At 74.4% G+C, this 26,612-nt stretch carries 23 protein-coding genes; 2 read left to right on the top strand and 21 right to left on the bottom strand.

Going from position 1 to position 26,612, the window contains the following annotated elements; translation table 11 throughout:
• Positions 1-42: 42 nt before the first annotated feature.
• From AC3YO9_RS13745 to AC3YO9_RS13680, 14 genes are all read right to left on the bottom strand, one after another.
• Positions 43-372 (bottom strand): hypothetical protein, encoded by a 330-nt coding sequence (locus AC3YO9_RS13745; RefSeq protein WP_127781996.1) that lies wholly within the window; start codon positions 370-372, stop codon positions 43-45.
• 36 nt (positions 373-408) lie between these two features.
• On the bottom strand, positions 409-1,266 hold the full coding sequence (locus AC3YO9_RS13740; protein WP_127781995.1) for an FAD binding domain-containing protein: 858 nt from the start codon (positions 1,264-1,266) through the stop codon (positions 409-411).
• Positions 1,263-3,764: a xanthine dehydrogenase family protein molybdopterin-binding subunit gene (locus tag AC3YO9_RS13735; protein ID WP_489983559.1), complete on the bottom strand. Its 2,502-nt coding sequence runs from the start codon at positions 3,762-3,764 to the stop codon at positions 1,263-1,265. Before AC3YO9_RS13735 ends, AC3YO9_RS13740 begins: the two co-directional genes overlap by 4 nt.
• On the bottom strand, positions 3,764-4,240 hold the full coding sequence (locus tag AC3YO9_RS13730) for a (2Fe-2S)-binding protein (RefSeq protein WP_127781993.1): 477 nt from the start codon (positions 4,238-4,240) through the stop codon (positions 3,764-3,766). Before AC3YO9_RS13730 ends, AC3YO9_RS13735 begins: the two co-directional genes overlap by 1 nt.
• Before the next feature lie 152 nt (positions 4,241-4,392).
• Positions 4,393-5,325 carry a vWA domain-containing protein gene (locus AC3YO9_RS13725; protein ID WP_241249674.1) on the bottom strand — a complete coding sequence of 311 codons (933 nt, stop codon included), beginning with the start codon at positions 5,323-5,325 and terminating at the stop codon, positions 4,393-4,395.
• On the bottom strand, positions 5,322-6,263 hold the full coding sequence (locus AC3YO9_RS13720) for an AAA family ATPase (RefSeq protein WP_127781992.1): 942 nt from the start codon (positions 6,261-6,263) through the stop codon (positions 5,322-5,324). The genes AC3YO9_RS13725 and AC3YO9_RS13720 overlap by 4 nt, the downstream gene beginning before the upstream one ends.
• The gene (locus tag AC3YO9_RS13715; RefSeq protein WP_127781991.1) at positions 6,260-7,375 is read right to left on the bottom strand and encodes an NDMA-dependent alcohol dehydrogenase; all 1,116 of its coding nucleotides are present in this window, start codon (positions 7,373-7,375) and stop codon (positions 6,260-6,262) included. Before AC3YO9_RS13715 ends, AC3YO9_RS13720 begins: the two co-directional genes overlap by 4 nt.
• Positions 7,376-7,468: 93 nt before the next feature.
• A complete protein-coding gene (locus AC3YO9_RS13710; RefSeq protein ID WP_127781990.1) occupies positions 7,469-10,789 on the bottom strand; it encodes an EAL domain-containing protein in 3,321 nt (1,106 codons plus the stop codon).
• A gap of 241 nt (positions 10,790-11,030) precedes the next feature.
• Positions 11,031-11,513, bottom strand: coding sequence for a DUF309 domain-containing protein (locus tag AC3YO9_RS13705; RefSeq protein ID WP_489983558.1), 483 nt, complete (start codon positions 11,511-11,513; stop codon positions 11,031-11,033).
• A gap of 26 nt (positions 11,514-11,539) precedes the next feature.
• Complete coding sequence (gene mftF, locus AC3YO9_RS13700; protein ID WP_489983557.1) at positions 11,540-12,991, bottom strand: mycofactocin biosynthesis glycosyltransferase MftF; 1,452 nt, start codon at positions 12,989-12,991, stop codon at positions 11,540-11,542.
• 70 nt (positions 12,992-13,061) lie between these two features.
• Positions 13,062-13,796 (bottom strand): mycofactocin biosynthesis peptidyl-dipeptidase MftE, encoded by a 735-nt coding sequence (mftE, locus tag AC3YO9_RS13695; RefSeq protein ID WP_489983556.1) that lies wholly within the window; start codon positions 13,794-13,796, stop codon positions 13,062-13,064.
• A gap of 108 nt (positions 13,797-13,904) precedes the next feature.
• Positions 13,905-15,374 carry an FAD-dependent oxidoreductase gene (locus tag AC3YO9_RS13690; RefSeq protein WP_489983555.1) on the bottom strand — a complete coding sequence of 490 codons (1,470 nt, stop codon included), beginning with the start codon at positions 15,372-15,374 and terminating at the stop codon, positions 13,905-13,907.
• 60 nt (positions 15,375-15,434) lie between these two features.
• A complete protein-coding gene (locus AC3YO9_RS13685; protein WP_489983554.1) occupies positions 15,435-16,367 on the bottom strand; it encodes a pseudouridine synthase in 933 nt (310 codons plus the stop codon).
• The gene (locus tag AC3YO9_RS13680; RefSeq protein WP_489983553.1) at positions 16,364-17,062 is read right to left on the bottom strand and encodes a TetR/AcrR family transcriptional regulator; all 699 of its coding nucleotides are present in this window, start codon (positions 17,060-17,062) and stop codon (positions 16,364-16,366) included. The genes AC3YO9_RS13685 and AC3YO9_RS13680 overlap by 4 nt, the downstream gene beginning before the upstream one ends.
• Positions 17,063-17,193: 131 nt before the next feature.
• Between AC3YO9_RS13680 and AC3YO9_RS13675 the strand changes: the two genes are divergently transcribed.
• Positions 17,194-18,132 carry an NAD-dependent epimerase/dehydratase family protein gene (locus AC3YO9_RS13675; protein WP_489983552.1) on the top strand — a complete coding sequence of 313 codons (939 nt, stop codon included), beginning with the start codon at positions 17,194-17,196 and terminating at the stop codon, positions 18,130-18,132.
• 16 nt (positions 18,133-18,148) lie between these two features.
• Here AC3YO9_RS13675 and AC3YO9_RS13670 read toward each other — a convergent pair whose 3' ends face one another.
• The 7 genes from AC3YO9_RS13670 to mftA all read right to left on the bottom strand — a co-directional run bounded on the left by AC3YO9_RS13670 (position 18,149) and on the right by mftA (position 25,858).
• Complete coding sequence (locus AC3YO9_RS13670) at positions 18,149-18,949, bottom strand: hypothetical protein (RefSeq protein WP_489983551.1); 801 nt, start codon at positions 18,947-18,949, stop codon at positions 18,149-18,151.
• A gap of 235 nt (positions 18,950-19,184) precedes the next feature.
• On the bottom strand, positions 19,185-21,125 hold the full coding sequence (locus tag AC3YO9_RS13665) for a mycofactocin system FadH/OYE family oxidoreductase 2 (protein WP_489983550.1): 1,941 nt from the start codon (positions 21,123-21,125) through the stop codon (positions 19,185-19,187).
• On the bottom strand, positions 21,122-23,014 hold the full coding sequence (locus AC3YO9_RS13660; protein WP_489983549.1) for a mycofactocin system FadH/OYE family oxidoreductase 1: 1,893 nt from the start codon (positions 23,012-23,014) through the stop codon (positions 21,122-21,124). Before AC3YO9_RS13660 ends, AC3YO9_RS13665 begins: the two co-directional genes overlap by 4 nt.
• Entirely contained in the window at positions 23,014-24,213 is a 1,200-nt protein-coding gene (mftD, locus tag AC3YO9_RS13655) for a pre-mycofactocin synthase MftD (protein ID WP_127781981.1), read from the bottom strand. Before mftD ends, AC3YO9_RS13660 begins: the two co-directional genes overlap by 1 nt.
• On the bottom strand, positions 24,214-25,461 hold the full coding sequence (gene mftC / locus AC3YO9_RS13650; protein WP_489983548.1) for a mycofactocin radical SAM maturase: 1,248 nt from the start codon (positions 25,459-25,461) through the stop codon (positions 24,214-24,216). It abuts the gene before it with no gap.
• On the bottom strand, positions 25,458-25,757 hold the full coding sequence (gene mftB, locus AC3YO9_RS13645) for a mycofactocin biosynthesis chaperone MftB (protein ID WP_127781979.1): 300 nt from the start codon (positions 25,755-25,757) through the stop codon (positions 25,458-25,460). Before mftB ends, mftC begins: the two co-directional genes overlap by 4 nt.
• A gap of 2 nt (positions 25,758-25,759) precedes the next feature.
• On the bottom strand, positions 25,760-25,858 hold the full coding sequence (gene mftA, locus AC3YO9_RS13640; RefSeq protein ID WP_127781978.1) for a mycofactocin precursor MftA: 99 nt from the start codon (positions 25,856-25,858) through the stop codon (positions 25,760-25,762).
• Between the two features lie 133 nt (positions 25,859-25,991).
• Between mftA and mftR the strand changes: the two genes are divergently transcribed.
• Complete coding sequence (gene mftR, locus AC3YO9_RS13635) at positions 25,992-26,603, top strand: mycofactocin system transcriptional regulator MftR (RefSeq protein WP_489983547.1); 612 nt, start codon at positions 25,992-25,994, stop codon at positions 26,601-26,603.
• Positions 26,604-26,612: the final 9 nt, after the last annotated feature.

Below are 26,612 nucleotides of genomic sequence, written 5' to 3'. Positions count from 1 at the left end.
CCGTGGCTGTGACGGCAACCACACCCGGGCACGACCGCCCGCTCAGCGCCGCCGCAGCCACCAGAGCACGAACGTGCCCACGGTCAGCGCGACCAGCACGGGCGCGAACCAGGCCATCTCGCCGCCAGCCGGCGAGGACTGCACCGGCGCGCCACGGCCGGGTCCGGACCCGCTCGCAGCGGGTCCCGCGGGGCCCGGCTCGTCGCCCTCGCCGGACGCCCCCTGGGCGGTCTCGGTGCCGGTGGCCGAGCGCGGGGTGGGGGTGGGCGCCCCGATGGCCCCGGGCATCTCCGCCCCCGTGGGCTCGGGCCCGGCTCCCTTGCCGTCGGCCGCGCTGGTGGCGCCTGAGTCGGTCGTCCCTGAGTCGGACACGTGCCTCTCCTGTCTGCTGTGGATGGACGAGCTAGGTCAGGAGATGCCGGCGGCCGCCGACACCGCCCGACGGGTGAGCACCCCGGCCAGGTGGGTGCGGTAGGCCGCGTCGGCACCGACGTCGCTGCCCGGTGAGGTGCCGACCCCGGCCTGCGCCGCGGCGGCGCGGACCGACTCGGCGGTGGCCGGCTGGCCGAGCAGCGCGGCCTCCACCGCGGCCGCCCGCACGGGCGTGGACGCCATGTTGGTCAGCGCCACCTTGGCCTGCGCGATGGTGCCGCCCTCCAGCCGCACGGCTGCCGCGACCGCCACCACCGACCACGCCTGCGCCACCCGCTGGAACTTCTCGTAGCGGGCCCCCCAGCCGGTGTGCCGAGGGAGGCGGACCTGGGTGAGCAGCTCGCCCGGCTGCACCGCGGTGGTGAAGAGGTCCTGGAAGAAGTCCGCCGCGGCCACGGTGCGGGTGCCCGTGGGCGAGGCGAGCACCAGCGACGCGTCCAGGGCCAGCACCGGCGCGCCGAGGTCACCGGCGGGGTCGGCGTGCACCAGAGCCCCGCCGAGCGTGCCGCGGTGACGGATCTGCGGGTCGGCCACGGTGGCGGTGGTGAGCGCGAGCAGCGCCGCGTGCTCGGCCACCAGCGGGCTGTGCAGCACGTCGTGGTGGGTGGTCATCGCGCCGATCACCAGCTCGTCGCCCTCCACCGCGATGCCCCGCAGCTCGGCCACCTTGTTCAGGTCCACCACCAGGGTGGGGGCGGCCATCCGCAGCCGCAGCACCGGCATCAGGCTCTGCCCGCCGCCGAGCACCTTGGCGTCCTCGCCGCCGGCGGCCAGCACCTGCAGCGCCTCGGCGACCGTCGTCGGCGCCACGTAGTCGAAGCTCCCGGGGATCATGCGAGTCCTCCCTCGTCGGTGGTGCTGGTGGACTCGTCCACCGAGCCGGAGGCGTCGGTGGTGCCCAGGCCGCCGCCAGCCTCGGGGGTGTTGCGCCCCGCGGGCCCGCCGGCGTCCAGGCCGCCCCTGGCCTGCTCCAGCGCCCGCCACACCCGCTGCGGCGAGCACGGCATCTCGATGTCGCGCACGCCGTGCTGGCGCACCGCGTCGAGCACGGCGTTGACCACGGCCGGCGTGGAGGCGATGGTGCCCGCCTCGCCCACTCCCTTCACGCCCAGCACGTTGGACGTCGCGAGGGTCTCGGTGCGCTCGGTGGTGAAGTGCGGCAGGTCCATCGCCGAGGGCAGCAGGTAGTCGGCCATGGTGCCGGTGAGCAGGGTCCCGCCGTCGTCGTAGATCGCCTCCTCGTACAGCGCCTGGGCGATGCCCTGGGCCAGCCCACCGTGGATCTGGCCCTCCACGATCATCGGGTTGACCACCTGCCCCACGTCGTCCACGCAGACGTAGCGGTAGATCTGCACGAACCCGGTCTCGGTGTCCACCTCCACCGCGCAGAGGTGGGTGCCGTGCGGGTAGCTGAAGTTCTCCGGGTCGAAGGTGGCCTGGGAGTCCAGGCTGGGCTCCACCCCGTCGGGCAGGTTGTGCGCGGTGAACACCGCCAGGGAGATGTCGGCGATGCCCAGGCCCGCCTCGGTGCCGCGCACGGTGAACCGGCCACCGGCGAACTCCAGGTCCTCCGGGGCACACTCCAGCAGGTGTGCGGCGATCGGCCGGGCCTTGTCGATCACCTTGTCGGCGGCCTGCACGATGGCGACGCCCCCGACCACCAGCGAGCGGGACCCGTAGGTGTCCAGACCCTTGGGCGAGGACTGGGTGTCGCCGTGCAGCAGCTCGACGTCCTCGAAGGCCACGCCGAGCCGGTCGGCGACAATCTGGCTGAACGCCGTCTCGTGCCCCTGCCCGTGCGGGGTGACGCCGGTGACCACCTCGACCTTGCCGGTGGGCAGCATCCGGATGGCGGCGTGCTCCCACCCGCCCGAGCCGAAGTTCAGCTGGCCCAGCACCCGCGAGGGCGCCAGCCCGCACATCTCGGTGAACGTGGAGATGCCGATGCCCAGCTGCAGGGTGTCGCCGGACTCCCGGCGGCGCTGCTGCTCCGCGCGCAGCCCCGCGTAGTCGAACAGCTCCATCGCCTTGTCTGTGGACGCCTCGTAGTTGCCGGTGTCGTAGGTGAGCCCGGCGACCGTGGTGAAGGGGAACTCCTCGTGGGTGATCCAGTTCTTCCGGCGCAGCTCCATCGGTTCCATGTCCAGCTCGACCGCCAGCTCGTCCATGATCCGCTCGATGCCGAAGGTGGCCTCGGGCCGGCCCGCGCCGCGGTAGGCGTCCGTCCACGCCTTGGTGGTGAAGACGTTGGTGCAGCTGAAGTGGTACGCCGGGAACTTGTAGATGGAGTTGAACATGAACGCGCCGAGGATGGGCACGCCCGGGGTGACCAGCCCGAGGTAGGCGCCCATGTCGGCCATCAGCTCCACCGTGAGGCCGGTGACGGTGCCGTCCCGCCGGGCGGTGATGGTGATGTCCTGGATCTGGTCCCGGCCGTGGTGGGCGGCCAGCAGCGACTCCGAGCGCGACTCGGTGTACTTGACCGGCCGGCCGAGCCGACGGCCCAGCATCACCGCGAGCACCTCCTCCGGCGTGATCTGCAGCTTGCCGCCGAAGCCGCCGCCCACGTCGGGGGCGATCACCCGCAGCTTGTGCTCGGGGATGCCCAGCGTCATCGCCATCATGGTGCGCACCAGGTGCGGCACCTGGGTGGACGTCCACAGGGTGAGCTGCTCGCCGGTGGGGTCGCACACCACCGAGCGCGGCTCCATGAACGCGGGGATGAGCCGCTGCTGGCGGAAGCGCCGGGTGACGGTGACCTCGGCGAGGGCGTCGGTGACGCTGCTGCCGGTGCCGGCCTCGGCGGAGTCGAAGGTCCACACCGCACACTTGTTGGTGCCCAGCGCGGGGTGCACCAGGTCGGCGCCGTCGGCCAGGGCGGCCTCCATGTCCAGCACCGCGGGCAGCTCGTCGTAGTCGATGTCGATGCCGTCCAGGGCGTCGGCGGCCTCGTAGGCGCTGCGGGCCACCACCACCGCGACGATCTCCCCGGCGAAGTTCACCGTGTCCACCGCGACCGCCGGGTGGTCGGGGGTCTTCATGTCCGGCGTGATCGCCCACGCGCACGGCAGGCTGCCCTGCTCGGCGGCGAAGTCGGCACCGGTGTACACCGCGTGCACGCCCGGCCGGCTGCGCGCGTCGCTGGTGTCGACGGAGGTGATGGTGGCGTGCGCGAAGGGGCTGCGCAGCACTGCCACGTGCAGCATCCCGGGCAGCACGATGTTGTCGGTGAAGCGGGTGCGCCCGGTGATCAGCCGGGCGTCCTCCTTGCGCAGGCGCTCGCGCCCGAGCTCGGGGTCGGTGCCGGTGGGCGAGTCGACGGTGGTGGTCATCAGGCACCTGCCGGCTTCAGCGTCTGCGCGGCGGCCTGCACGGCCTTGACGATGTTCTGGTAGCCGGTGCAGCGGCAGAGGTTGCCCTCCAGCCCTTCCCGCACCTGTTCCTCGGTGGGGTCGGGGTTCTCCTTGAGCAGGTCGACGCTCTGCATGATCATCCCCGGGGTGCAGAAGCCGCACTGCAGGCCGTGGTTCTCGTGGAAGGCGCGCTGCACCGGGTGCAGCTCGCCGCCGGTGGCCAGGCCCTCGATGGTGGTCACCTCCGCGCCGTCGGCCTGCACCGCCAGCACCGAGCACGACTTCACGCTCACCCCGTCCAGGTGCACCGTGCAGGCCCCGCAGTTGCTGGTGTCGCAGCCCACCAGGGTGCCCACCTTGCCGAGGCGCTCCCGCAGGTGGTGCACCAGCAGCGTCCGCGGCTCCACCTCGTCCGCGTAGCTGACGCCGTCGACGACCATGTTCACTCGGGTCATCAGGTCTCCTCCTCCAGAGCGGCTCCCCGGCACCGCCCCGCCAGGGGGCGCAACGTGACCGGGCTCACAGCCCACCCTTGCGCAGAGCGGCGGTCGCGGCAAGTGCGGGCGGGGAGACCGGTTCGCGCCGTTGGTTCGGCGACCCGCGAGCGCTAGACCAGCAGCGCAGCGAGCACGGCCGGTGCGTCGGCCACACCGCGCAGCGCGGCCACCCGCGCCCCGCTGCGCCGACCCAGCGCCACCGCCTCCTCGTCGTCGTCGGCCGGGGCGAGCACCACCAGCTCCGGCAGCCGCGCCGCCACCAGGGCGGGGTCCTCGGTCTCGCTGGTGCGGCAGTCGCTGAGCAGCACCACCACCCGTCGCTCGGCGCTGCTGCGGGCGAGCTCCTCCCCGGCCGCGCGCAGCCCCGCCGCCAGCGAGGTGGTGCCGTGCCCGCGCAGGGTGAGCACCGAGTCCACCACCGCCGAGGCCGGCGCCTGCGAGGTGATCGCGCGCAACACCGTCACCGTCCGGGCGAAGGAGACGATCGCGTGCTCCCCCGGCGCCCGCAGCGCGCACGCGGCCGCGGTGAGGGCGGCCGCGGCGAGGCGGGCCCCACCCATCGACCCGGAGGTGTCCACCAGCAGGCACAGCGCCAGCTCCGGGCGGCCCCACTGGCGGGCGGTGAGCTCGTCCAGCCCCGGCTGCCTGCCCTGCGCGCGGGCGTCGAGCACGGCGTCCAGGGAGGCGTCCACGTCCAGGTCGCCGCCGCGGTCGGCCGGCACCGGGCGCAGTCGGCGCACCCCGCGGCTGCGGGCCAGGCCGGTGCGGGCACGGTCGAGCACCACCCGGGCGGCCAGCCGTCGCGCGGCGGCACGCAGGCCCTCGTCGGTGGCGGTGGCCATGTCCGCCAGCAGGGTCAGCGCCGCGTCGGGATCGGCGGCGGCCGCGGCGTCGAAGGCCTCCTCGTCCAGCTGGCCCACCTCCGGGGAGACCTGCTCGAACTCGGGCGCGCGGGAGAGCTCGGAGCGCGGGGTGGTGCGCTGGCGCGGACCGCGGTCGCGCCGGGCTGGTGGTGGCTCCTCGCCCGCGCTCGGCGGGCTCACGCTCCCCCCGACGCACCACCGTCCCCCGTGGGCTCGGACTCGTCGGCGGGGTCGTCGTCGGTGGGCTCGGCGCCGAACACCGCCACGTAGAGCTCGCGGACGATCTCCTCCGGCGCCCGCCCGCACGACTCCTGCAGGCGCACCCGGCCGGAGAGCGCCACCAGGGCCGCGTCCAGGCCCACCAGCCAGCTGGTGGGCTCCTGCCCGCGCAGCCCGGACAGCGACACCGCCAGCCGCACCAGGTCGATGGCGCCGCGCACCGAGGAGCCGATCCGCACGTCCGGGTGCTCGCGGGTGCGGCGCACCAGGTCCACCACCTGCGCGCGCCAGGGGTCGGGCACGGCCGGGCCGCGCAGCACCACGATGTCGGCCTCGTCCTGCGCCGACTGGTAGCCCATGGTGATGCGGCAGCAGCGGTCGTAGACGGCGGCGGAGATGCGGGCGGTGCCCACCGCGTCGAACGGGTTCATCGCGGCCACCAGCCGGAAGCCCGCGGCGGCCGGCACCCGGCCCAGCCGCGGCACGTGCAGCTCGCCCTCGCTCATCACCGTGATGAGCACGTTCAGGGTCTCCTCCGGGACGCGGTTGACCTCCTCCACGTAGAGCAGGGACCCGGCCCGCATCGCCTGCACCAGCGGGCCGTCGACGAAGACGTCCGGGCTGTAGCCCTCGCTGAGCACCTGGGCGGGGTCGAAGTGCCCGATGAGCCGACCGGGCGTGAGCTCGGCGTTGCCCTCCACGAAGACGAACGGCACCGACCCGGCCGCGGCCACCGAGCGCAGCAGGGTGGTCTTGCCGGTGCCGGGTGGGCCCTCCAGCAGGACGTGGGCGCCGCAGTCCAGGGCGGCCACGAGCAGCTCGACCTCCCGGTGGCGGCCCACCACCGCAGCGGCGGGGCCCGTCGCAACAGGCCCCGCCGCAGTGAGCAGAGTGCTCACGTGTGCTCGTGCACGATCACGCCGCGCACGTTCTTGCCCTCGAGCAGGTCGCTGTAGCCCTCGTTCACCTGGTCGAGGGTATAGGTCCTGGTGATCAGCTCGTCCAGCTTGAGGTCACCACTCTGGTACAGCCCCAAGATTTTTGGGATGTCGGTGGTGGGGTTGCAGTCGCCGAAGAGGCTGCCCTTCACGCTCTTGCGGAACAGCGTCATGATCGAACCGGGCAGCTGCACGTTCTGCACGTCCAGCCGGTTCAGCCCGGTGAGCACCACGCTGCCGCCCTTGCCGATGGCGTTGAACGCCTCGCTCACCACCTGCTGCTCCACCAGGCCGACGGTGACGATGGCGCTGTCCGCCCCCACGCCCCTGGTGAGGTCGACGGCCAGCTGCTGCGCCTCCTCGCCGGTGGCCACCGCGTGCGTGGCGCCGAGCTCCATCGCCTTCTCCCGCTTGTTCTCCAGCGGGTCGACGGCGATGAGGTTCTTGGCGCCGGCGTAGGCCGCGCCCTGCACGGCGTTGATGCCGATCCCGCCGATGCCGAAGACCACCACCGTGTCGCCGGGGCGCACGTTCGCGGTGTTCACCGCCGAGCCCCACCCGGTGGGCACGCCGCAGCCGACCAGCACCGCCTTGTCCAGCGGCAGGTCGTCGTCCACCTTCACCACGGAGTTCTGGTGGATGACGCCCCACTGGGAGAACGTGCCGAGCATGCACATCGCGCCGTAGTCGCCGTCGGGTCCGGTGTACGGGAAGCGGGGCCCGGGCAGGTAGCCCTCCAGGATGTTGGCGCCCATGTCGCAGATGGACTGCCGGCCGGTGGCGCACCAGTGGCACACCCCGCAGTTGGGGATGAACGAGCAGACCACGTTGTCCCCGGCCTTGACCCGGGTGACGCCGGGGCCGACCTCCTCGATGACGCCTGCGCCCTCGTGGCCGAGCACCATGGGCAGCCGGGCCTCCAGGTCGCCGTGCTGGATGTGGACGTCGGAGTGGCACAGACCCGCGTGGGTGTAGCGGATGAGCACCTCCCCCGCTCTGGGCCCGTCCAGGTTGAGCTCCATCAGCTCGATGGGCTTGCCGGTCTCGACGACTACTGCGGCCTTGGTCTTCATCTGGGGTTCTCCTCGCTGACCAGGACCCGCGGCTGCGGTGACGCGAGTCACACTCACCCTGCGCCGCGTGGACGTTCCCGGCAACTCCGGCGCTCAGGCCGGGGCCAGCTCCACCCGCAGCCGCTCCAGCAGCACCGCCACCGGCTCCGCCCGGGAGAACAGGAAGCCCTGCGCGCGCGAGCATCCCAGCTCCAGCAGCTTCTCCTGCTGCTGCGCGGTCTCCACCCCTTCGGCGATCACCTCCAGGCCCAGCGTCTGGCTCAGGGTGAGCAGGGCGGTGACGATGGCGGCGTCCTCGTCCTGGTCCAGGTTCTGCACGAAGCTGCGGTCGATCTTCAGCCCGCGCAGCGGCAGCTGCTTGAGGTAGCTGAAGTTGGAGTAGCCGGTGCCGAAGTCGTCCACCACCACCCCCACCCCGAGCGAGCGCAGGTCGCGGAGGCTGCCCATGGTGCGGGCGGGGTCCCACAGCGACGCCGTCTCGGTGATCTCCAGGGTGAGCGCCTGCGGGCTCACCCCGTGCTCCTTGAGCAGCCCACGGATGCGCGCGGGCAGCGTCGGCTCGTGCACGTGCAGCGCCGAGAGGTTGACGTTGACGCCGATCTCGGGCCACTCCTGGCGCACGCGGGCGACGTCGCGCAGCGCGGTCTCCAGCACCCACTGGTCCAGCCGCCGGATCAGGCCGGTGTCCTCGGCCAGGGAGATGAACTCGTCCGGTGGCACCGCGCCGCGGGTGCAGTGGTTCCACCGCGTCAGCGCCTCGATGCCCACCGGCCGGCCGGTGCCCACCTCCACGATGGTCTGGTAGTGCACCTCCAGCTCCTGGCGGTCCAGCGCCTGGCGCAGGTCGCTCTCCATGTCCAGCAGGCCGGCCACGCTCATGGACGGCTCGTACACGGCGACCTGCGCCTTGCCCGCGGCCTTGGCGCGGTACATCGCGATGTCGGCCTCGCGGAGCAGGCTCTCCGCGTCGTGCTCACTGCCGTGCGCCACGGCCAGGCCGATGCTGGCGGAGACGAACACCGAGCGCTGGCCCACCGGGAAGGGCTCGGTCAGCGCCGCCAGGATGCGTCCGCCGACCAGCTCGGCCTCGGCCGTGGCGGTGGGTCGGGCCAGCCGGTTGAGCAGCACCACGAACTCATCGCCGCCGAGGCGGCCCACCACGTCCTCCGGGCGCACCGCCGCCTCCAGGCGCTGACCCACCGCGGTGAGCAGCTCGTCGCCGGCGGCGTGGCCCAGGCTGTCGTTGATGGTCTTGAACCGGTCGAGGTCGAGGAACACCACACCGAGGCAGTGCTCCTGATCGGTGCGCCGCAGGGCCTCTCCCAGCAGGACGCCCAGCCGGGTGCGGTTGGCCAGGCCGGTCAGCGGATCCACCGAGGCCTGCTCGCGCAGCTGGCGCTCCAGCGAGCGCCGGGCCTCGAGCTCACGGTGGTTCTCCACGGCCAGGCCGGTCTCGGTGGCGAAGCGCTGCAGGATCGGCAGGCACGAGCGGCTGAGGAAGTACGGCTCGGGGTGGCGCAGGGACAGGAACCCCAGCGAGGTGCCGCCGCGGCCGGGCAGCGGCACCACCACCACACAGCCGGGGGTGCGGTCGAACAACCACTCGGCCGCCTCCGGTGGCTCGCTGATGCCGGCGGCGGTGTTGGGCACCCAGGCCGTCCTGGAGTGCGCCACCGCCCAGCCCCCGATGTTGCGGTGCATGTTGGCGGTGGTGCCGCCCCGGACGGTGCTGTCCTTGATGATGTCGGGGTCGCCGACGACGGCCACGTGGGTGGCCCCCACCCCGTCGGGGTCGACCAGGGTGATCCAGCCGGTGCGGGCCCCGGTGATCTGCAGCGTGGACTCGGCCACCCGCTGCAGGGTGGCGCCGAGGTCGTCGTCGTTGTTCATGGCCACCGCCACGTCGTGCAGCGCCGCCAGCTGCAGGCCGCTCTGCTCGGCGCGCTCGAACAGCCGGGCGTGCTGCAGCGCGGTGCCGGCCATGTCGGCGATGAGGCCGAGCATCTCCTGCGGCTGCGGCCGGTCGGCGGCGAACCACTCCAGCAGCACCACCCCGACGGCGGCGCCGTGCACCACCAGGGGTTGGGCGTGCAGCCAGCGGGCAGCACCGCTGGCGTCGTCGGTGACGGCGGCCGTCACCGCGCGCAGACCGGTCACGGCCTGCTGCAGGGTGGGGTGCTCGTCCACCATGATGCAGCCGAGCGGGCCGCGGAAGCGCGCCAGGAAGCCGCCCTCCTGCTGCGGGGACACACACATCGGGACCAGCCGGGTGCTGTCGTCGTCCAGCAGCAGCAGCGCGGAGCGGTCGGCGCCGGAGTGCTCCACCATGGCGGCACAGAACCGGCTCGCCACCTCGGCGGCGCTGAGGCTGGAGTTGAGCGCCGAGGACAGCGCACCGAGCGACTCGGCGGCCTGCCGACGCCGCTCACCGGTGAGCACCGCCCGGGCGTTGGTCATGGCGGAGGCGACCTGGCTGGCGAGCAGCGTCAGCACGTACTCGTCGTCGGAGCTGAACTCCCAGCCGCTGCGCCGGAAGGCCCCGAGCAGGGCCACCACCGTGCCGTCCACCTCCACCGGCACGGTCACCCCCGCGCGGGGACGCCAGCCGGCCCGCTCGGGGAGCTGGTTGCGGATGTCGGCCAGGCGCAGCGGCCGGCGCTCCTGCGTCAGCTGGTGCAGCAGGTCCGGGCGCAGGTGTCCGCTCCAGGTGGAGAGCAGCTCGGCGTTCAGGCCACGCTGGGCCACGCAGCGGGCGATCCTCCCGTCGTCGAGCAGCACCACGCAGGCGGCATCGGCCTCCAGCAGCGGCAGGATTCCCTCCACCGCGAGGTCCAGCACGTCCTGCTCGCTGCGGCGCGTGCCGATCCGGACGCTGTGCTCGGCCAGGTTGCGCAGCTGGGCCACCCGCTGCAGCCGGCGCATCACCAGCGACAGGTAGCTGGCCACGATGGTCACCAGCTCCGCCTCGGCCGTGGTGAACGGGGTGCCGGACTGGCGGTACAGGGAGAGCACCGTGGTGTCCGCGCTCGGCACGCAGATCCCCACGTGCGGCAGCCCGGCGGCGAGCGCCTGGGGCAGCACGTCGGGTCCGGCCAGGTGCACTGCCCGACCGGTGCGCACCGCCTCCTCGAGCGCGGCGTGGTTGGCGACCTTCTCCTCGGCGGCCGGCACCAGCACGAGCGGCGTGATGCTGGCGGAGCCGTCGGTCACCACCACCTTGTCGATCGCCACCACGGCGCTGGCGAAGAGCGCGCCCAGGTGCTCGGCCACGTCGCGGACGAGGTCACGCCAGTCCCGGTGCTCCTCGACCACCACGGCCAGCAGGCGGGCCAGCCGGGCGAGGTCGATCTGCGCCGCGACGCCTCGGCCCGCGGGACGGTCCGGCCCCGCGTCCGCTCTCGTGTCCGTGGACAACCCCAACCCCCCGGTTCAAGCCCGCAACCAGCTGCACGATGCCGCCGTGGGGGCGGTCTACGACTGGCAAAACTCACTCGCGCGCTTCATCATGCACGGCCAGTGACCTGTCTCATCGGCTTGCCGGGTCGATCTCTTAGCGTGGCGACCCCGGCTCCTGCGCTGAGACCGCCCGGGCGACCGACCGGGCGACACAGCGCAATTTCGCCTGGAGGCAACGCAATCTCCGGCGATGGCCCGGTCAGCGCCGGCGCAGCACCGGCGCGGAGAGGTCGGTGGGCACCCCGCCGGACAGCGCCGCGCTCAGTTCCCGGGCCCACGCCACCAGGCCGGCCACGTCCACCCCGTGCGGGCCGGGCGCGGGCTGCTCGGCCAGCACGTCGGCCGCGCGGGTGAGCAGGGCCTGGGCTCCGCGGACGTTGCCGCGCAGGCAGTGGGTGTGGCCCACCGCCAGCTGGGCCAGGCCTCGCCACAGCGCCCGCTCCGGCTCCGGCGCCAGCTTCCAGGCGTCCTCGAGCACCTCGTGGGCGTGAAAGGGCATGCCCGCGTCCAGCAGCTCCTGCGCCTCCGCGAGGGTCTGCTCCGGCGTGCGGTGCAGGCCCTCGGGCGCACGCTCCACCCCGGCGGCGCCGTAGGGCAGGGGCCGGCCAAGGCCGTCGCGGGGACGGGCGTTGCGGGCCCGGCCCTCCTCGTCGCGGTCGCGCCCCGGCCGCTGTCCCGTCATGGGTGTCACGGTAGCGACCGGCCTGCTCACCGGGTGAGCTCCGGGCGCAGCGCCGCCGGCTCCCCCGCCCGCAGCGCACCCCACCACAGCCCCGTGCCGTAGGCCAGGTCGTCGAGCCGCTTGGCCACCAGGTAGCGCAGCGGGTCGAGCCGGGAGGGTGCTGACCCGTCCCGGCGGGGGGTGGTGTCACGGTGGGTGGTGTCCCGGTGGGTGGCCCAGTCCGCCAGCCCGTCCAGCACCCCCGCGGCCAGCAGCACCCGCCGGGCCCGCGGGGAGAGCGCCGCCACCAGCAGCGTCACCGGCCAGTACGACCGCCACGCCGCCGACGCCAGCTGGGTGAGCGCGCCGTAGAGCCCGCGCGGGGCCAGCACCGCCGCGGTGGCCAGCGGGTGGTGCAGCCCGGTGAGGCTGCGGGACAGGCGCACCGTGGCCACCGCCGTCACCACCGCCGCACCCGTGACGCCCATGCGCCGTCCGGTCAGCAGCAGCGCCGCCGCCACCGCCGTCCACGGCGCCAGCACCACCGGCGGCACCTGCCCGGGGTGCCGAGCCGCCAGCGGGGCGGCACCGGTGCCGTAGAAGGCCTTGCGGCGCAACCAGGTGCCTACTCGCGTGCGGTGCTGGTGGGCGACCCGGGCGGCAGGCTCGTAGCGCAGCCGCCAGCCGCGGGCGTGCAACCGCCAGCACAGGTCCACGTCCTCGGCCACCGACATCTCCGCGGCGAAGCAGCCGCGCTCGTCGCCGCTGACCGCGGCCACCCGCACCAGCAGCGCGGCGCTGGGCACGTAGGCCACCCGGCTGCGCGGCAGCACGCCCGCCTCGCGCGGGCCCAGGTCCAGCGAGGACCGCAGCGTCTCGTAGCGGGCCACCCAGCCGCGCCCGGCCGGCAGCGCCACGATCCGCGGGGCCACCAGCGCCACCGCCGGGTCGGCCAGGTGCGGCAGCAGCGCGGTCAGCCAGCCGGGGGTGGGCACCACGTCGGAGTCCAGGAAGGCCACGAACGGGGTGCGGGCCCGGGCCAGGCCGGTGTTGCGGGCGGCGGCCGGGCCGCGACTGGTGGGGTGGCGCACCAGCTCGGCGCCGTGCTCGGCCACCACCGTCGCCAGCTGCCGCCGGCGGGCGCTGCCGGAGCCGTCGTCGACCACCACGACCGGGGTGCCGGGCGTCAGCGCGGCCAGCAGCCGCTGCACCCCGGCGGCGTTGTCGCGCACCGGGACCACCACCGTCACCTGCTCTGGCGTGGGTCCGCCGACGGGGCGCGGGTGGGCCACCCCGGCGTCGAGCAGGGTGCGGGCCAGCGCCGCGCTGGCACTGTCGCGCACCGTCATCGGCTGCTCGGCCAGCCGCTCTCGGGCGGCCGGGCGCAGCCGCAGCAGCCGCGGCGGGGACCCACCGAGGACGGCCGCACCCCGGTCGAGCCACCACAGCCTGCGGTCGAGCTGCACCCGGAAGCCCAGCGGCAGGGCCGGGGTGCTCACAGCGTGCGGGTGGAGCTCGGCGAGACGGCGCTGGCGTTGATGCCGGTGCCGGTCACCACCGCCGCCCGGCTCACGACAGCATCCCGTTGGCGTCGGGCGCCCAGCGGCGCACGGCCCCAGCGGCCTGCTCGGCCAGCGCGGCCAGCAGCTGCTCGCCCTCCGCGGCGTGCGCGCCCGCCGGATCACCCAGCACCCCGTTGGCGCTCACCGCGCGCACCCCGCCGGCCCGCAGCGCTGGCATCAGGGTGGCCACCGGGGCGGTGGCTCCGGCGGCCGCGACGGCGGTGCGCACGTCGGCGGGGTGCAGCGCCAGCAGCAGGGAGGTCTCGGTGCGCCCGGCGTGGGCGTCGGGGACGTGGGCGGCGGAGGCGGGCACCGCGCAGGGCAGCCAGGCGACGTCGCGGGACTCCTGGCGCAGCAGCCGCACGGCCTGCACCAGCGCCTGGGCGTTGCCCCCGTGGCCGTTGACCAGCACCAGCCTGGGCGCCCACCGGCAGGCCGAGCGACCCAGCTCGACGAGCAGGGTGCGCAGCGCCTCGGTGCCGATGGAGATGGTGCCGGGGAAGCTCTCGTGCTCCCCGCTCGCCCCGTAGGGCACCGCGGGCGCGAGCACCGCGCCGGCGGTGGTGCGCACCAGCTCCCGGGCCACCGCACTTGCCACCCGAGCGTCGGTGTCCAGCGGCAGGTGCGGGCCGTGCTGCTCCACCGAGCCCACCGGCACCACCAGCAGCGCGTCGGCGGGCACCTCCGGCCAGGTGAGCCCGGCCAGGTCACCCGCGGTGCTGAAACACGTTGGCCCGGTCACGGTGCTCACGCTAGCTGGCGGGGTGCCCGGCACGGACTTCCGCTGGCCTCGCCGGTGGTGCTGGACTCGCTGCGCGCCCAGGCCGTCACCGAGGCCGCCGAGCAACGGCTACTGGCTCGCGGCGGCCTGGCCCGCGCGGCGGCCGAAGAAGCTGCCGTCGCCCAGGGAGATGCCGCTGGCGTAGCCGCCGGCGGAGAGCCCGGAGGTGCAGCGCCCCGCGGCGAACAGGCCGGGGATGGGCTCGCCGGAGACGTGCACCACCGCCGAGTCGACGGTGGTGCGCAGCCCGCCCAGGGTGAACCCGCCGGTCATGTTGCGCAGGTCGATGGCGGCCACCGGGGAGCCGATCGGCTTGAGCCACTCCGCCTTCTTGCCCAGCACCGGGTCGGTGCCGGTGGCCGCGTGGGTGTTGTAGACCTGCACCGTCGCCTGCAGCGAGCCCTCGGGCAGCCCCATCTCGCCCTCCAGCTCGGCCACCGTCTCGCACACCCACTTGGGCCGGTGGCGCAGCAGCTCGGTGGAGCTGGGCGTGGTCAGCGCCTCCTCGTAGGCGGCCTCGTCGATCACCAGGAACGCCTGGTTGCCGTTGTCCTGCAGGGTGGCCTGCCCGACGCGGCCGGGGTAGGTGTCCTCGGTGACGTAGCGCTGGCCGCGGGCGTTGACCAGGATGCCGCGGATGAACAGCTGCGGGTCGCAGAAGAAGGCGACCTCGGTGGCGTCCATGTGCGCCAGGTCCGCGCCCAGCGCCTGGGCCATCTGGATCGCCCGCCCGTCGTGCTCCTCGATGGAGGCGGCCGGCCGGCCCACCAGGCGCGGGGCGTGGGCCTGCACCATCTGCTCGTTGTAGGCGAAGCTGCCCATGGCCAGCACCACGCCCTTGCGGGCGCGCACGGCCACCTCCTCGCCGTACTGCTTGGCGATCAGCCCAACCACCCGGCCGTCGTCGTCGACCACCAAGCTCTGCACGCGCATGTCGTAGGCGCTGCGCACGCCCAGCTCGGTGGCGAGGTCGGTGAGCGGCTTCATCAGCATGTAGCCACCGCCCTTCTCGCCGGTGCGCTTGTCGCTCATCTGCGGCACGTGCCCGCGGGGGGCGGGGGTGGCGATGGCGTTGAGCGGCGCGGCGTTCTCCCCGCCGGTGTACTGCAGGCCGTCGTCGCCCGGCGGCTCCCACCCCGGCTGGTCCCAGAAGGTCGGCTTGAACGGCACCCCGCACTCCACCAGCCAGTCGAAGTGGGCGACGCTGCCGGAGCAGTAGGCGTCCAGCTTGGCCTCGTCCACCCCCTCGCCCATGGCGGCGGCCAGGAAGGCCTTCATGTTCTCCGGGCTGTCCTCGAACCCGCACGCCTGCTGCACCGAGGTGCCGCCGCCGAGGTAGATGAAGCCACCGGACAGCGACGCGGCCCCGCCCCAGCCGCTGGTGCGCTCCAGTACCAGGACGTCGGCCCCGGCCTGCGCGGCCCCCACCGCGGCACTGGCCCCGGCCACGCCGTACCCGGCGACCACCACGTCGGCCTCGTGGGCCCAGGTGGTCACGTCGCGGGCGAGCCGAGGGCGCACAGAGCTGTTGTCAGACATGGCCCGACTCTCTCGCCAGCACGGGCGACGGTGGCCACGGGTCCCGGTGAGCGGGATCACTCAGGCCGGTGCCGGATCCAGCGCCAGCCGCCGCCGGCTGGTGAACGTCCGGCGCACCCCGGTGGCCGGGTCGGTGAAGGAGAGCTCGCGGGCCAGCAGCTGCAGCGGGGAGGAGTAGTCGTCCACCGGCACGTCGTGCACCACCGGGTAGAAGCTGTCGCCGACGATCGGGATGCCCAGCGAGCACAGGTGCACCCGCAGCTGGTGGGTGCGCCCGGTGGTGGGGCGCAGCCGGTACCGGGCCCGGCCACCGTGCACCGCCACCAGCTCCACCCGGGTCTCGGCGTTGGCCGGGCCGGGCACCTGCTGGGCGGTGAGCACGCCGCGGCGCTTGACGATGCGGCTGTGCACGGTGCGGGGCAGCGCCAGCGCGGGGTCGTGCGCGGCCACGGCCTCGTAGGTCTTGCTCACCTCGCGGCGGTCGAACAACCCTTGGTAGGCCCCGCGCACCTCGCGCCGAGTGGTCAGCACCAGCACCCCGGCGGTGAGCCGGTCCAGGCGGTGCACCGGGCTCAGCTCGGGCAGGTCCAGCTCGCGCCGCAGCCGCACCAGCGCCGACTCCACCACGTGCACCCCACGCGGGGTGCTGGCCAGGAAGTGCGGCTTGTCCACCACCAGCAGGTTCTCGTCCCGGTGCAGCACCTCGATCTCGAAGGGCACCCGCACCTCGGTGGTGGGCGGGTCCCGGTAGAGGTAGACGAACCCACCGGGCTGCAGCGGCGACGTCGCGGTCACCGGGTTGCCGGCGGCGTCGAGCACCTCTGCCCCGGCCACCTTCTCCCGCAGTCGCACAGCGTCGTCGGGGAAGCGGTGCAGCAGGTAGTCGAGCACGGTGGCCCAGGCCCCGTCGTCGGGCAGGCGCAGCCGGGTGGGGTTGAGCCCGGCGCGCACCGGCAGCGGCGCGGTGGCGCGACCGCGGGCGCCGCGGCTCACGTCGGCCCGATGCCGAGCACGCCGGCCAGCAGGTCCACCAGCGCGGCGAAGAGGACCTCGGGCTGGGCGAAGGTGTCCTTGCCGTACTGGCCGAACACCTCGAAGCTGACCGCGCCGAACAGAGCGACCCAGACCAGCACGGTGGCGGTGAGCATCGCGTCGGACACGTCCACCTCCAGCTCGGACCGGACGCGCTCGGCGTCGGCGTGCAGCGACGGCTCGACCGGTCCCGCCGAGCTGGCGGGACGGCAGCCGGCGGCCTCCGCGTCCGCGGCCAGCTGCAGCAGCAGCGCGACCACTCGGGTGCCCGGCACGGTGGTCTGCTCGGCCGGTGCGTGGTAGCCGGGCACCGGGGTGCCGAACACAAGTCCGTACCGGCTCGGCTCGGCCAGCGCCCAGCCGCGGACGGCCCCGGCGAGCGCCCGCCAGCGGGCCTGCAGATCGGTGCGCGGTGCGTCCGACTCGGCGCGGGTGACGGCCTCGCCCAGCTCGGCGTAGGCGTCCACCACCAGCAGGGTGAGCAGGTCGTCGCGGCTGGGCACGTAGCGGTAGACGGCTGAGGACACCACGCCCAGGTCGCGGGCGATCGCACGCAGGCTCAGCCCGGCGGCACCGTGCTCGGCCAGGTGCTCGCGGCCCAGCCGGGTGATGTCGGCGATGGTCCGGGTGCGGGCCTGTTCTCGCGGGGTGGGCACGGCGGCCAGTCTGCCAGACCCGAGAGCACCGTCAACTTTCGAGAGCACTGCTCTTGACCATGAGGCCGACACAGACCACACTCGAGGGAGTTCAGAGAGCACTGCTCTCTCACCCCTGGAAGGAGCGCCTCATGAGCGCACTGCACGTGATCACCGGCGCCGGCCCGGTCGGCCGCACCGTCGCCACCCAGCTGGCCCACGCCGGCCACCACGTCCGCCTGCTCACCCGCTCCGGCTCCGGTCCGCGGCACGAGAACATCGAGCGGCGCGCGGTGGACGTCCACGACGAGGCGGCGCTGCGCGCGGCCGTCGACGGAGCCAGCGCCGTGTACCACTGCGCGCACGCCGCCTACTCCGCCGCAGCGTGGGCCACCGCGCTGCCTGCGATGGAGCAGGCGGTGCTGCACGCGGCGGCCGACAGCGTGGTGGTGTTCCCGGAGAGCCTGTACTCCTACTCCGAGCCCTCCCGGCCGATGACCGAGGACAGCCCGCGGGCGGCCACCGGCGGCAAGCGCGGCATGCGCACCGAGCTCCTGCGCGCCCGGCAGGCCTCCACCACGCCGACGGTGAGCGTGGTGGCCTCGGACTTCTTCGGCCCGCACGTGCACACCGCGCACGCGGGCGACCGGATGGTCGGGGCGGTGCTGGCCGGTCGCACGGTCCGGGTGATGGGCAGCGCCGACCAGCCGCACTCCTTCACCTACGTGCCCGACTACGCCGGCGCCATGGTGGCCGCGGCGGCCCGGCCGCAGGTGTGGGGCTCGGTGCTGCACGCCCCGACCGGTCCCGCGCTCACCCAGCGCCAGCTGGTGCATGCCCTGGCTGAGGCCGCCGGCGTGCCCGCCACGGTGAGGACGTTGCCGTCGTGGGTGCTGCGAGCGGGCGCCCTGGTGCCGGGGAGCCTGCGCGAGCTGGCCGAGATGCTCTACCAGTTCGAGCAGCCGTTCGTGCTCGACTCCCGCCGCAGCGAGGAGCTGCTCGGGCTGGCACCCACCCCGCTGACGCAGGCGGTGCGCGAGACGGTGGCGTGGTGGCGCACCGAGCAGCCGGACGCCACGGGCCGGCGCTGAACCAGCGGCCGGCCGGTCAGGGAGCGCCGCTCTGCCCGGTGCCACCGGGCACGGAGCTGCCCGTCCCGGTCGAGGTCAGCGGGGCCACGCCGCCGGTACCGGGCTCCCCCTCGGTGGGCGGCGGGGTGACGGTCTCGACGGGCGTGGTGGGGGCGGGCGGCGGTGGTGTCGTCTGCACCGGCGGGGTGGTCTGCACCGGTGGTGTCGTCTGCACCGGCGGCGGCGTCGTCTGCACCGGCGGCGGCGTGGTCTGCACCGGCGGCGTCGTCGTGCGCGGCGGCGTCGTCGTGCGCGGCGGGACGGTCGGGGCCGGCGGCGGCTGGGTGGGCTGCGCAGGCACGGTCGGCCGACCAGGTCCGGTCTGGCTGGACGTCGGCGGACGCGACGGTGCCGGGGGGACGACCGACGGTGGCTGGGGAGCGGCGGACGGCGGCTGCACACCGGGAAGCTGCGGCACGGGCGCCGGCGTGCCCGGCCGGGACCCGGAGGACGAGGGCGCCCCGGTCGAGCCCACGGGGGGCGCGGGCGGCCCGGCGGTGGGCTGCTCGGGGGCGAGGACGGGGTTCACCGGCGGCGAGGTGGTGGTCTCCGTGGGTTGTGCGCCGGGGGCCGGGGCGCCGGGTGTCGGACTGGTGGTACCGGCGGTCTCGAGGTTGGGCGAGAGCGCGATGCCGGAGCCGAAGAGCAGCACACCCACTGCCACCAGCACGCCTGGCGTGCCAGGGTTGGCCCGCAACCAGGTGAAGCGGCCGGGAATGAGCGCCGCCGCGCCGACGCAGACGACGACCAGCCCGAGCACGCAGATCACTACAGTCACACCAGACCCCCTTGGTGCTGGTTGTCCTGACGAGCCCGCCACCCGTTTCCCGAGTGTGCGCTGGCGCGAGGCGCGCACGCCACTGCTGGCCGGTGCGTCCCCCCGCTCCCCCCGTCATCGCGCGACCGAGCCGCTCGGCCACAGATGACCGGGGATTGTCGGGGCAAACCGCACAACTGTTACCGGCATGTTCGGCGGGTAGAGCTGCGCTCACGCGCCGTCACAACGCGCACCGTCACAACGCCAGGGCCACCCGCTCGCCCTCGAGCACCGCGGCGTGCAACCGGCGCGGGGTGAGGCAGTCACCCACCCGGTGCACCGGCAGCCCGGAGCCCGCCAGCGCGCGCCACAGCTCGTCCTCCGGCTCCTGGTGCACCGCGCACACCACCCAGTCGACGACGCACACCGACTCCGCACCGGTGGGGTGGTGCAGCAGGGTGACCGCGAGCCGGCCGTCCCGCTCGGCGACCCCCCGCGGCACCAGGTCGGTGCGCTGGTCGATGCCGGCGGCGTGCGCGCGGCGCTGCCAGCCCTCGGTGTCCAGGGTGAGCCCGAGGTCCTGCGCCACCACCATGGCGCTGGTGCTCACCGTCACCGCGCAGCCGCGGGCCGCCAGCACCTCGGCCGCCGAGGTGGCCTGGTGAAAGCCCAGCTCGTCGTGCACCAGCACGGTGCCGGTGGGCCGCACCCGCCCCGCGAGCACGTCGCGCACGTGCACCACCCGGGGGCAGTCCCCCGCCCACGCCGGGCGCACCGGGCGGGCCCCGGTGGCCAGCACCACCACGTCAGGCGCCTCCGCGATCAGCTGCGCGGCGCTCACCGGCGAACCGGTGTGCACCTGCACCCCTCGCCGCGCGCACTCCGCGACGAGGTCGGCGGTCACCGCACCCAGCTGGGCCCGGCCCGGGGCGCTCGCCGCCAGCAGCACCTGGCCGCCGAGGCGGTCGGCGCGCTCGTGCAGCGTCACCCGGTGACCGCGCTCGGCTGCGGTGGCCGCGGCCCGCAGACCACCCGGCCCACCGCCGACCACCACCACGCGGCGGGCTCGGCGCACCGGCGCGGGCAGCGGGACCGACTCCCGGCCCGCGTGCGGGTTGACCACGCAGCCCAGCCACCGGTTGAGCCCCACCCGGCCCACGCACTCCTGGTTGCAGGACAGGCAGCTGCGGATCTCCGCGGCCCGCCCGGTGCGGGCCTTGGTGGCGAAGTCCGGGTCGGCCACCTGCGCCCGGACCACGCCCACCAGGTCGCAGACCCCGTCGGCCAGCGCCTGCTCGACCTGCTCGGGGCGGGTGAACCGGCCGACCCCGATCACCGGCAGGGCCACGGCGGCCTTGATGGCCCGCGCCACCGGGTGGGCGTGGTCGGCGGGGGTGCGCATGCTCGAGGTGATCAGGTGCTGGGTGGAGGTGGCCACGCCCAGGGTGGTGTTCAGGTAGTCCACCGACCCGGTCGCCTCCACCAGCCGCGCCACCGCAACGGCGTCGGTCAGCGTCACGCCGTGCTCGATGCCGTCGTGCCCGCTCAGCCGCACCCCCAGCGCCTTGTCCGGGCCGAGCACCTCGCGCACCGCGTCGACCACCTCCAGCAACAACCGGGCCCGCGCGGGCAGGTCGCCGCCGTAGCCGTCGGTGCGGGTGTTGGTGGCCGGGGCCAGGAAGCAGCGCAGCAGCGAGGACTGGCTGGCCTGCAGCTCCACCCCGTCGAAGCCGCCGGCCACGCAGCGGGCGGCGACGTCGGCGTAGCCGGCCACGAGCTCGGCGATCTGCCGGTGGGTCAGCGCGGTGGGCACCTCGCGGAACAGCGGGTCGGGCACCGGGCTGGGGGCGAGCACCGGGGTGCGGGTGTACAGCGACGACGCCTGGCCGCCGTTGTGGTTGAGCTGGGCCAGCACCGGCACCCCGTGCGCGTGCACCGCGTCGGTGATCAGCCGGTACCCGGGCAGCACCGCCGGGTCGTGGCCGCGGATCAGCTTCTCGTAGGCCCCGTCGGAGGGGTGCACCGACTGCTCCTCGGTGATCACCAGCCCGGCGCCACCGGCAGCACGGGCGGCGTAGTACGCGGCGTGCTGGGCGGTGGGCAGCCCGTCCACGGCGGCGTTGGTGAGGTGCGCGGTGAACACCACCCGGTTGGCCAGCGCCAGTCGCCCGACCTGCAGCGGGGTGAACAGCCTCATGCCGCGACCACCGCCTGCGCGGCCCGGCGGCCCTCCCGCACGGCCTCGGCCACGGTGCGCGGCGCCACGCAGTCGCCCACCCGCACCGCGCCGGGCACGTCCAGGGTGTGGTCGGGCAGCCGGTGCCCGCAGTCCACCACCGCAGCGCACGCCACCTCACGGCGCTGCCCGGTGTAGCGGTTCTCCAGCACCGCCACCCCGCCACCGGCCGAGCGCAGCAGGGTGCTCAGCTCACGGCGCACCCCGGCCTGCTGCAGCCGGGTGTTGGCAGCGGCGAGGTCTCCGGTGCGGCCCAGCTGGGCACCCACCACCGGGTCCGCGGTCACCACCGCCACCGGACGGCCGGCGGCGGCGAGGTGCTCGGCCACCGCCACGCCCACCGGCCCGCCCACCGGGTCGTGCACCAGCACCGGCCCGGACACGGGCGCCCCCGCGAGCACCTCGGCGGCGGTGAACCACGGTGCGTCGCCGACCACCCCCCGCGGGGCGGGCACGCTCCCGGTGGCCAGCACCACCGCCGCCCCGACCAGCTCCCCCGGCCCCACCTCGCAGCCGGTCACCAGCTCCACCCCGAGCCGGCGGCACTCCTGCTCCAGCCAGCCCACCAGCGGGGCAAAGCCCACGGCCACCACCCGGGCGAGGCCCCCGAGCTGCGGCGCGCGCTCCAGCAGCCGCACCTGCACGCCGCCGTCGGCGAGCACCCGTGCGGCCTCCAGCCCGGCCGGGCCACCGCCCACCACCACGGCGTTGCGGGCCCTGGTCGCCCTTGTCGGGTCCGAGAAAGGGCGACGAGGGACCTGAACGCCGGAGAGGGGGGCAGCCACCGGGTCGCCCACGCAGCTCACCACCGGGTTGCGCGGGTCCCGCACCCGGCACTCCTGGTTGCACAGCACGCACGGCCGCGGCGCCCCGCCCGCCCGCAGCGTGGCCACCAGCTCGGCGTCGGCGATCAGCGCCCGGGTCATCTCCACCGCGTCGCACACCCCGCCGGCCAGCGCGGCTTCGGCCGTCGCCGGGTCCACCACGCTGCCCTGCAGCACCACCGGCGCCACGCTCACCGTCCGCACCGCCGCGCACAGCTCCCGGTTGAACCCGGGCGCGGTGTGCCGGTCGGGCCGGTAGGCGTCCACGGAGTACGGGCCGCCGCGCACCACCACCAGCAGGTCCACCAGCGGCGACAGCTCCGCCACCTGGGCGAGCGCATCCTCCGGGGTGATCCCGCCCCACGGGGCCAGCTCGTCGCAGCTCAGCCGCAGGCTCAGCACCCGGCCCGGCCCCAGCTCGTCGCGCACGGCCGCCAGCACCTGCCGGGTGAGCAGCAACCGGTCGTCGCCGTAGCCGTCGTCGCGCAGGTTGGTCAGCCCGGAGTGGGCCTGCCGCAGCAGGCTGATCGCCCCGGCGTCGACCTCCACCCCGTCCACGTCGGACTGCACGGCCAGCGCGGCGGCGGCCCGGAAGCCCGCCACCACCGCATCCAGCTCGGCCTGCTCCATCGCCATGGGCAGCTCGCGGGAGACCACGTCGGCCACCCGGGACGGCGCCCAGAGCACGGTCTGGCTGTGGGCGCTGCAACCCTGCGCCCCGGCGTGGCCCAGCCCGGCCAGCACCAGGGTTCCGTGCGGTCGGCAGGCGGCGACCACGTCGGCCCAGCCCGGTCCGCACTCGGCGGCCAGCGGGGCCCGCTCGTAGGGCCAGTCCCCCGGGTGCACCGACGCGGTCTCGGTGACCACCACGCCGGCGCCGCCCGCGGCGCGCCGGGCGTAGTGGGCGACGTGCGCGGGCGAGAGCGCTCGGCCCACGCCCAGGTTGGTCTCGTGCGGGCCGAAGAGCACCCGCGAGGACGCCGTCCGGCCCGCCAGCGTGACGGGCCGGAGCAGCAGTCCGGCCATCAGCTCCGGGTGGCGGCGGGCTCGTGCGCGCCGAGGTCCCGGACGAAGCCCGGCGGCACGTAGACGTCGTCACGGGTGAGGTCGTGGATGGAGGAGCGGCCCACGCCCAGCACGGCGGAGTCGATGCCGCCGCGCAGGATGTCCAGCACGTTCTCCACCCCGGCCTGCCCGTTGGCCGCCAGGCCCCACAGGTAGGCGCGGCCGATCATCACCGCGCGCGCCCCCAGGGCCACGGCCTTGACCACGTCGCTGCCGCGGCGGATGCCACCGTCGAGCACCACCTCGATGTCCTCGCCGACGGCGTCCACGATGGGCGCCAGCGCCCGGATGGGCGCCGGGGTGCCGTCCAGGTTGTTGCCCCCGTGGTTGGACACGGAGATGGCGGTGACGCCGGCCTGCACGGCCCGCTTGGCGTCGTCCACCCGCATCACGCCCTTGAGCATGAACGGCCCACCCCACTGCTCGCGCAGCCAGGCCACGTCCTCCCAGGTGGGCAGCGGGGTGTTCATCCACTCGCCGTAGGCGCCGAAGAAGGTGGGCGCCTCGCCGCCGGGTGGCGTGAGGTTGGGGGTGGTCAGGTCGGGGACCCGGCCGGTCTTGGCGAACTCGTAGAGCCACTTCGGGCGGGTGATGCCCTCCGGGGCGAAGCGGGCCATCGCCTTGAGGTCCATCTTCTCCGGGATGGTGGGGCTGCCCCAGTCGCGTCCGTTGGAGAACGACCAGTCCAGGGTCATGATGAGCCCGACGGCGCCGGCCGCGCGGGCCCGCTCCATCCGCTGCACCAGCACCTCGCGGCTGCCCACCCAGTACATCTGGAAGAACGTCTGCGGGTTGACCGCGGCGACCTCCTCGACGGACTTGCTGGCGAAGGACGACAGGCCGACCGCGACGCCGCGGTTGGCGGCGGCCCGGGCCACGGCCACCTCACCCTCGGGGTGCACCGCCTGCACCCCGGTCGGCGAGATGAGCACCGGCATGGAGATGGGCTGGCCCATGACCGTGGTGGCCAGCTCGCGGGAGCCCGACAGCCCGGCCACCCGGGGGGCGAAGCCCAGCTCGGCGAACGCCGCGGTGTTGTCCTCGACGGTGATGCCCTTCTCGGAGCCGGCGACCAGCGCGCCGTAGACCGACCTGGGCAGCCGCTTCTTGGCGCGGCGCTGCGCCTCGGCGACGGTCTCGAACCATGCGTTCTTGCTCATTCAGCTCATCCCTGCCAGTGGGTTCTCGTTGCAGAAGCTCACCGGTGGCTTGACCATCAGCGTGAGCGGGACAGGCTTGGGCGCCTGGCCTCGGACGGGTCCGGAGTGCGAGTGGTCGCCGGTGGGCTTGGGGACGTCGCCGGCCACGTCGGCCAGCGCCACCTCGCCGTAGCCCTGCACGCACTCCGGGTCCGGCCCGTCCAGCGGCAGGCCGGTGAAGAACTTGGCCGCCATGCAGCCGCCGCGGCAGGCGTCGAAGTGCTGGCACTTGCTGCACGCGCCGCCGGTCTGCGGGGAGCGCAGGTCGGTGAACAGCTCCGAGTTCTGCCACACCTCCTGGAAGCCACCGGGGTTGAGCAGGTTGCCAGCCAGGAAGGCGTCGTGGATGGCGAACGGGCAGGCGTAGACATCGCCGATCGGGTCGATCAGGCAGACCACGCGCCCGGCGCCGCACAGGTTGAGCCCGGGCAGGGCGTCACCGAAGGCGGCCAGGTGGAAGAAGGAGTCGCCGGTGAGCACGCCCTCGCCGTTGCGCACCAGCCAGTCGTAGAGCTCGCGCTGCTGGGCCATGGTGGGGTGCAGCTCGTTCCACACGTCCGCGCCGCGGCCGGCCGGTCGCAGGCGGGTGATGCGCAGGGTGGCGCCGTAGCGGTCGGCCAGCGCCTTGAACTCGTCCAGCTGGCCGACGTTCTGCCGGGTGACCACGACGGAGATCTTGGCGTCGGCGAAGCCGGCGTCGGCCAGGTGCTGCAGCGCGCGGCAGGCCATGTCGAACGAGCCCGTGCCACGCACGGCGTCGTTGACCTCGGCGGTGGCCCCGTCCAGGGAGATCTGCACGTCCACGTAGTCGCTGGCGGCCAGGCGCTCGGCGACGGCGCGGTCGATGCGCACGCCGTTGGTGGAGAACTTCACGCCCACCTGGTGCGCGGTGGCGTAGTCCACCAGCTCCCAGAAGTCCGAGCGCACGGTGGGCTCGCCACCGCCGATGTTCACGTAGAACACCTGCATGCGCTGCAGCTCGTCGATGACGGCCTTGCACTGCTCGGTGCTGAGCTCGCGCGGGTCGCGCTTGCCCGAGGAGGACAGGCAGTGCACGCACGCCAGGTTGCAGGCGTAGGTGAGCTCCCAGGTGAGGCAGATGGGTGCGTCGAGGCCGAGCTCGAACTGGTCGATCAGCCGTCCCACCTTGGGCGGTGCCGTGGTGGTGGGGGGCTCGAGCACTGCAGCTGGATCCAGCACTGCGGTCATGCGGCATCTCTCCTGATGATCATCGTGGACTCGACGAGCGTGGCCAGGGCGGCGGCGTAGGACGGCAGCGCCGCCTCGCCGACCCCGGCGGCCAGGCAGGCCGACCGCGCGTCGGGGTGGTTGGCCAGCGACTGCACGATGCCGACCACGGTGTGGTTCTTCAGGAAGGACAGCCGCCGCGTGCCGAAGTGGTACAGCAGCGCGCCGAAGGGCTCCGGGCGGACGGCCACCTTGGGGTGCACCTGCCAGGCACCGTCCAGCACGGCGGTCTGCTGCTCGGCCTCGAGCACAGGCATGCTCAGTACACGCCGCACATGCCGTCGATGGAGACCTCCTCGACGAGGGTCTCCTCGACCATCGGCTCGTCGGTGGACTGGGGGGCGGTCTGCTCGGCCATGGGACTCTCCAGAGTGTTGGCGGGATCACCGTTGCGGTGTGACAGGCACCATAATGGCACTCAGTGCCGAAGGAAAGCCAGGAGGTACCTGGACCAGCACGGAAGGCAGGTGGACACCGCTGTGGAAGGTCCCGTGCGCGTCGACGACCTGGCCGCCCGCGCCGGACGCCGCCCCTCCACCACCCGGGCGTCCATCAGCCGGATCGCACTACCCCTGTTCGCGCGCAACGGGTTTGACGAGACCAGCGTGGACGAGATCGCCGAGGCGGCGCACATCTCCCGGCGCACGCTGTTCCGCTACTTCGCCTCCAAGAACGACATCCCCTGGGGCGACTTCGACGCCGAGCTGGCCCGCATGCGGGCCTTCCTGGTCGCGCTGCCCCCGGGCACCCCGCTGGCCGAGGAGCTGGGCGGGGCGCTGGTGGACTTCAACACCTTCCCCGCCGCGGAGGCCCCCTGGCACCGGCAGCGCATGCGGCTGGTGTTCGGCGTCCCGGCGCTGCAGGCGCACTCCGCCCTGATGTACGCCGGCTGGCGACAGGTGGTGGCCGAGCACGTCGCCCGCCGGCTGGGCGTGGCCGACGACGACCACCTGGCCCGCTCGGTGGCGTGGATGTTCCTGGGTGTGGCCATCGCCGCCTACGAGCAGTGGCTGGACGACGAGACGCTGGAGCTGGTCGACCTGCTGCGGGAGGGCGCGTCGGTGCTCGCCGCCGGCCTGCGCACGTTGACGCCTCCGTCCTGACAGGATCGC

This window comes from Rhodococcus sp. Z6_132 (assembly GCF_058133635.1).
The sequence above is the reverse complement of the archived record's forward strand: the minus strand, read 5'-3'. Positions and strand labels throughout refer to the sequence as shown.

What these genes read in the sequence shown, in the direction of transcription:
- AC3YO9_RS13660 (WP_489983549.1), bottom strand. Translation starts at nt 23,014, where the DNA reads ATGGCCGGACTGCTGCTCCGGCCCGTCACGCTGGCGGGCCGGACGGCG.
- mftB (WP_127781979.1), bottom strand. Translation starts at nt 25,757, where the DNA reads ATGCCTGTGCTCGAGGCCGAGCAGCAGACCGCCGTGCTGGACGGTGCC.
- mftD (WP_127781981.1), bottom strand. Translation starts at nt 24,213, where the DNA reads ATGAGCAAGAACGCATGGTTCGAGACCGTCGCCGAGGCGCAGCGCCGC.
- AC3YO9_RS13730 (WP_127781993.1), bottom strand. Translation starts at nt 4,240, where the DNA reads ATGACCCGAGTGAACATGGTCGTCGACGGCGTCAGCTACGCGGACGAG.
- AC3YO9_RS13690 (WP_489983555.1), bottom strand. Translation starts at nt 15,374, where the DNA reads ATGTCTGACAACAGCTCTGTGCGCCCTCGGCTCGCCCGCGACGTGACC.
- mftA (WP_127781978.1), bottom strand. Translation starts at nt 25,858, where the DNA reads ATGGCCGAGCAGACCGCCCCCCAGTCCACCGACGAGCCGATGGTCGAG.
- AC3YO9_RS13740 (WP_127781995.1), bottom strand. Translation starts at nt 1,266, where the DNA reads ATGATCCCCGGGAGCTTCGACTACGTGGCGCCGACGACGGTCGCCGAG.
- AC3YO9_RS13735 (WP_489983559.1), bottom strand. Translation starts at nt 3,764, where the DNA reads ATGACCACCACCGTCGACTCGCCCACCGGCACCGACCCCGAGCTCGGG.
- AC3YO9_RS13705 (WP_489983558.1), bottom strand. Translation starts at nt 11,513, where the DNA reads ATGACGGGACAGCGGCCGGGGCGCGACCGCGACGAGGAGGGCCGGGCC.
- AC3YO9_RS13665 (WP_489983550.1), bottom strand. Translation starts at nt 21,125, where the DNA reads ATGAGGCTGTTCACCCCGCTGCAGGTCGGGCGACTGGCGCTGGCCAAC.
- mftC (WP_489983548.1), bottom strand. Translation starts at nt 25,461, where the DNA reads ATGACCGCAGTGCTGGATCCAGCTGCAGTGCTCGAGCCCCCCACCACC.
- AC3YO9_RS13675 (WP_489983552.1), top strand. Translation starts at nt 17,194, where the DNA reads ATGAGCGCACTGCACGTGATCACCGGCGCCGGCCCGGTCGGCCGCACC.
- AC3YO9_RS13715 (WP_127781991.1), bottom strand. Translation starts at nt 7,375, where the DNA reads ATGAAGACCAAGGCCGCAGTAGTCGTCGAGACCGGCAAGCCCATCGAG.